The following is a 2,356-nucleotide window of genomic DNA, read 5'->3' on the forward strand; positions in this document are numbered from 1 at the left end:
GGGACGACCTGACCGGCAAGGCCTTCGAAGAGCGTTACGAGTACTACGAAGCACTGACCGAGTACCCAGGCAAGATCAAGCTGTTCAAGACCATTCAGGCCAAAGACCTGTGGCGCAAAATGCTGTCCATGCTGTTTGAAACCGGCCACCCATGGCTGACCTTCAAAGACCCGTGCAACCTGCGTTCGCCGCAGCAGCACGTCGGCGTGGTCCACAGCTCGAACCTGTGCACCGAGATCACCCTGAACACCAACAAGGATGAAATCGCGGTCTGCAACCTGGGCTCGATCAACCTGCCGAACCACATCGTCAACGGCAAACTGGACACCGACAAGCTCAAACGCACCGTCGACGTGGCCGTGCGCATGCTCGACAACGTGATCGACATCAACTACTACTCCGTGCCGCAGGCGAAGAACTCCAACTTCCGCCACCGTCCGGTCGGTCTGGGCATCATGGGCTTCCAGGACGCGCTGTACCTGCAGCATATCGCCTACGGCTCCGACGCTGCCGTCGAGTTCGCCGACCGTTCCATGGAAGCGGTCAGCTACTACGCCATCCAGGCCTCTTGCGACCTGGCCGATGAGCGTGGCGCCTACGAGACGTTCCAGGGTTCGCTGTGGTCCAAAGGCATCCTGCCGCTGGATTCGCAACAGATCCTGATCGAAGCCCGTGGCCAGAAGTACATCGACGTCGACCTGAACGAAACCCTGGACTGGGCGCCAGTGCGTGCTCGCGTTCAGAAAGGCATTCGTAACTCGAACATCATGGCCATCGCACCGACCGCGACCATCGCCAACATCACTGGCGTCTCGCAGTCGATCGAACCGACCTACCAGAACCTGTACGTGAAATCGAACCTCTCGGGCGAATTCACCGTGATCAACCCGTACCTGGTTCGCGACCTGAAAGCCCGCGATCTGTGGGACTCGGTCATGATCAACGACCTCAAGTACTACGACGGTTCGGTGCAACAGATCGAGCGCATCCCGCAAGAGCTCAAAGACCTCTACGCCACCGCGTTCGAAGTCGAAGCCCGCTGGATCGTCGACGCAGCAAGCCGTCGCCAGAAGTGGATCGACCAGGCTCAGTCCCTGAACCTGTACATCGCTGGCGCCTCGGGCAAGAAACTGGACGTGACCTACCGCATGGCCTGGTACCGTGGTCTGAAAACCACCTACTACCTCCGTGCCCTGGCCGCGACCAGCACCGAGAAATCGACCATCAACACCGGCAAGCTGAACGCCGTTTCCAGCGGCGGCCATGGCCCGGACGACTCGGCGATCACCGCCCCGCGCCCAGCCGAGGCAGCCCCGGCAGCAGGTCCAGCGCCAGTGCCTAAGGCCTGCGCGATCGACGAGCCAGACTGCGAAGCTTGCCAATAAGCACGCTGGACGCCACACGATTCTGAGCGGCGTCCGCGTTGTTGCCGAGTTTTCTGGCCTCCTCACGTACAGACGTACGCTCCGGGGTCCAAAAAACTCGGCGCCTAGCGGCCACTCGCTCAGACTCGCGCTCTTCATGCAGTGCCTGTCAGACAAAGCAAAATCAGGGGCACAGATCCCCAAGACTTCATGTTCTTTGCGTGCAACGCCTGATACGCAACCAACACTCAAGATCCACCAGGTCAGTCATGAGCACTGACCCTCACGCAGGAGACTCAACGTCATGCTGAGCTGGGACGAATTCGACAAAGAAGACACCGCTGAACCCGTCAAAGGCGCCAACGCAGGCCACGCTGCGGAAGCGGCCATGGACAAACTCGACAGCGCCGGTGGTGCCGCCGCACTGGAAGCACGCGCCGTCAACGCCAACGACTCCGCCGCTGTTGCCCGCGCCAAAGCCGCGCTGGACAAACTCGACATCGCCGAAGGTCTGGCCGAACTCGAAGGCTCCGCTGCCCGCGTTGCCGTCGACGAAAAGCGCATGATCAACTGCCGCGCCGACCTCAACCAACTCGTACCCTTCAAGTACGACTGGGCCTGGCAAAAGTACCTCGACGGCTGCGCAAACCACTGGATGCCGCAAGAAGTCAACATGACCGCCGACATCGCCCTCTGGAAAAACCCGGAAGGCCTGACCGACGACGAACGCCGCATCGTCATGCGCAACCTGGGCTTCTTCTCCACCGCCGACTCGCTGGTTGCCAACAACCTCGCGCTGGCTGTGTATCGCCTGATCACCAACCCTGAATGCCGCCAGTACATCCTGCGCCAGGCCTTCGAGGAAGCGATCCACACCCACGCCTACCAGTACTGCATCGAATCGCTGGGCATGGATGAAGGCGAGATCTTCAACTTGTACCACGAGATCCCGTCGGTCGCGAAAAAGGCCGCCTGGTGCCTGAAATACACTC

General features: G+C 60.5%; 2 protein-coding genes. Both read left to right on the plus strand.

From position 1 onward, the window contains the following. Positions 1-1,385, plus strand: a 1,385-nt coding sequence (locus ACI2KB_RS29170) for a ribonucleoside-diphosphate reductase subunit alpha (protein WP_404640534.1), incomplete at its 5' end; no start/stop codon positions are given. 283 nt (positions 1,386-1,668) lie between these two features. Then, positions 1,669-2,356, plus strand: a 688-nt coding sequence (locus tag ACI2KB_RS29175) for a ribonucleotide-diphosphate reductase subunit beta (RefSeq protein WP_404640536.1), incomplete at its 3' end; no start/stop codon positions are given.

Origin of the sequence: Pseudomonas sp. NPDC088444 (assembly GCF_044900175.1) — a bacterium.
Taxonomy (GTDB): Bacteria; Pseudomonadota; Gammaproteobacteria; order Pseudomonadales; family Pseudomonadaceae; genus Aquipseudomonas.